This is a genomic window from Caballeronia choica (genome assembly GCF_001544535.1).
GTDB classification, from domain to species: Bacteria; Pseudomonadota; Gammaproteobacteria; order Burkholderiales; family Burkholderiaceae; genus Caballeronia; species Caballeronia choica.
Window position 1 is genome coordinate 1 of sequence record NZ_FCON02000384.1, and the last position, 2,232, is coordinate 2,232.

Here is a 2,232-nt window from a genome sequence, read left to right on the forward strand (position 1 = left end):
GCTCACCGTCATAGGACGCTATTTCTTGCATATTCACTGCCACAATTCTGTCTCCTGTTATTGCTGCTGCAAATGCCGTCTGTGCGCAGCGCTCTCTGTTCAGCTCTGGCGTCCGCGGCGGCGTATGCCAGACTTTCCCACGGCCGCTCATTCATCCTGGCGGCTCTGGGGGAAAGTGAAACCTGCCCTGTGCGCAAGCTGTCATGTCGCTGGACGCCCCGATCCGGGCGTCGCAGCCGGACAACCTGGACGCTAGCGCTTGAACTGCTCGAGAAATTCCAGGAGCAATGCGTTAACCTGATCAACGCTTTCTTCCGCCGCGCTATGGCCCACGCCGGGGAGCAGCACCTTCTTCTGCAATCCGGACAAATAGGTGTCGAACTGGTCGTAGAGGCCACGAAGTTCGATCGGTTCAAGGGAAGGGTCGGCAGCGCCCCCGATGAACATGCTCGGCTGGCGGACCACCGCGCCGTCCAGAAACGAGGTGATTTCCCAGTTCCGGTCCCGACAGCGGTAGTAGTTAATCGCGCCGGTAAATCCCGTGCGCGTGTATTCGTCGACGTAGTAGTCGATCGCCCGTGCGCTCAACCATGACGGGAACTCCTTCGGCTCAGTGAAGGCATTGAGAATGGGCTCGCCGGCTTCGATGAACAGGCGCCAGCGTTCGGCGCCGACGGCGCTGCCGGAGACCGAGTAGTACATGCTGCGCAATGTCTTGCGCGGATCGCTGGCCAACTCGCGATCCGGCTTGCCGATCTGCTGGAAGTACAGGTGGTGGAACACCCGGCCCTTCGCCATTTCTTGCAAGCCCACAGTCGGTCTGATCTTTCCGCGCGGTGGCACTGGGGTATTGAGCATCACGAGGCCGCGGAACAGGTCCGGCCTCAGCATGGCCGCCGACTGAGCCACCCATGCGCCCAGGTCGTGTCCGACGATCACCGCGGACGTTTCACCCAGAGCCTTCATCAAGCCAACCATGTCGCCGACGGCCTGGCTCATGTCGTAGGCTTCAATGGCATCCGGCCGATCGGTTTGCCCAAATCCCCGCTGATCGGGGACGACGACCCGAAAGCCGGCCTTGGCTAAAGCCCCGATCTGGCGCCGCCACATGTACCACAGGTAGGGAAAGCCATGCAGCAGAATGACGAGCGGGCCCTCCCCCTCGTCGATGTAATGCATGCGAATGCCGTTGACTTCGGCAAAGCAGTGGTTGAATGCGGCGGGGTCGTCGGCATCCACTTGCCCCAATGTGGCGAGCGGCCGACGAGTGCGCATTGCAGCGTTGGTGTCCATTGTCTACCTCGATCTGTTGAAGTTCTCGGACTGTAAGATAGCGCTGGCTTGAGTTCCCCACTATACTTACCAGGACATAAGCTTGAGCAATTGGGACAGGTGACGTCGGTGCATACCCTGACGCGAAGTGCCAGCCTTACCGACTATGAGCACGTTGCCCGTTCAGTGGGGCTGGATCCGTTTCGGATGCTGCGGCTGGCCAAGCTGCCGCCCAAGGTCCTCGTCGATCCGAATATGATGATCAGTGCCGATTCGGTGGGATGGCTGCTGGAGGAGTCGGCCCGCCTGTGCGGCCAGGAGGCCTTCGGACTGTTGCTCGCGGAAACGAGAAGCCTGGCCAATCTGGGCATGCTGGCGCTGGCGATCCGGGAAGAGCCAACGCTGCGCGCTGCAGTGCAATCTTTCGCCCGCTATATGCGCCTGCACAACGGCGGCGTGCAATTGCGGCTTGACGATGCGGGCGACGTCGCGCTGCTGCATATAGGTGTGAATACGCAGGATCATGGCGTCTGGCGCCAGGCTGTCGAGATGACAACCGGTATCGTATTGCGGACGTTGAGAGTGCTGGCCCACGACACCTTCCGGCCGGCAAAGATCAGTTTCACCCACGCGCGGCCCGCCAGCCTTGAAGTGCACCGCCGCGTGCTGGGAACAGCGATCGAGTTTTCACAAGAATGCAATGCCATCGTTTGCCGCAGCCGCGACCTGGACAGGCCCATCCCTGCGGCAGACCCGGCGCTGAATCGCGAGATGAAACGATTGCTGGACATGCAGTTGGCTAGCCTGCGCGACGAGCCGACGCAGCGGGCGCGCCAGATCGTCAGGATGCTGCTGCCAGGCGGACTCTGTTCGGTCGATCGGGTTGCTCAGCATCTTGGCATGCATCGACGCACTCTTAACCGGTACCTCTCGGCGGAGGGTGAGAGCGTCACCACGATC

Annotated in this window: 2 protein-coding genes; one reads left to right on the forward strand and one right to left on the reverse strand. The window is 61.2% G+C overall.

From position 1 onward, the window contains the following. Window positions 1–252: 252 nt before the first annotated feature. Entirely contained in the window at window positions 253–1,293 is a 1,041-nt protein-coding gene (locus tag AWB68_RS44240; protein ID WP_235028866.1) for an alpha/beta fold hydrolase, read from the reverse strand. Window positions 1,294–1,401: 108 nt separating this feature from the next. On the opposite strand from AWB68_RS44240, the gene AWB68_RS44245 reads away from it, so the two are divergent. Further along, a partial coding sequence (locus AWB68_RS44245; protein ID WP_087650369.1) for an AraC family transcriptional regulator occupies window positions 1,402–2,232 on the forward strand: 831 nt, incomplete at its 3' end.

What these genes read in the sequence shown, in the direction of transcription:
- AWB68_RS44240 (WP_235028866.1), bottom strand. Translation starts at nt 1,293, where the DNA reads ATGGACACCAACGCTGCAATGCGCACTCGTCGGCCGCTCGCCACATTG.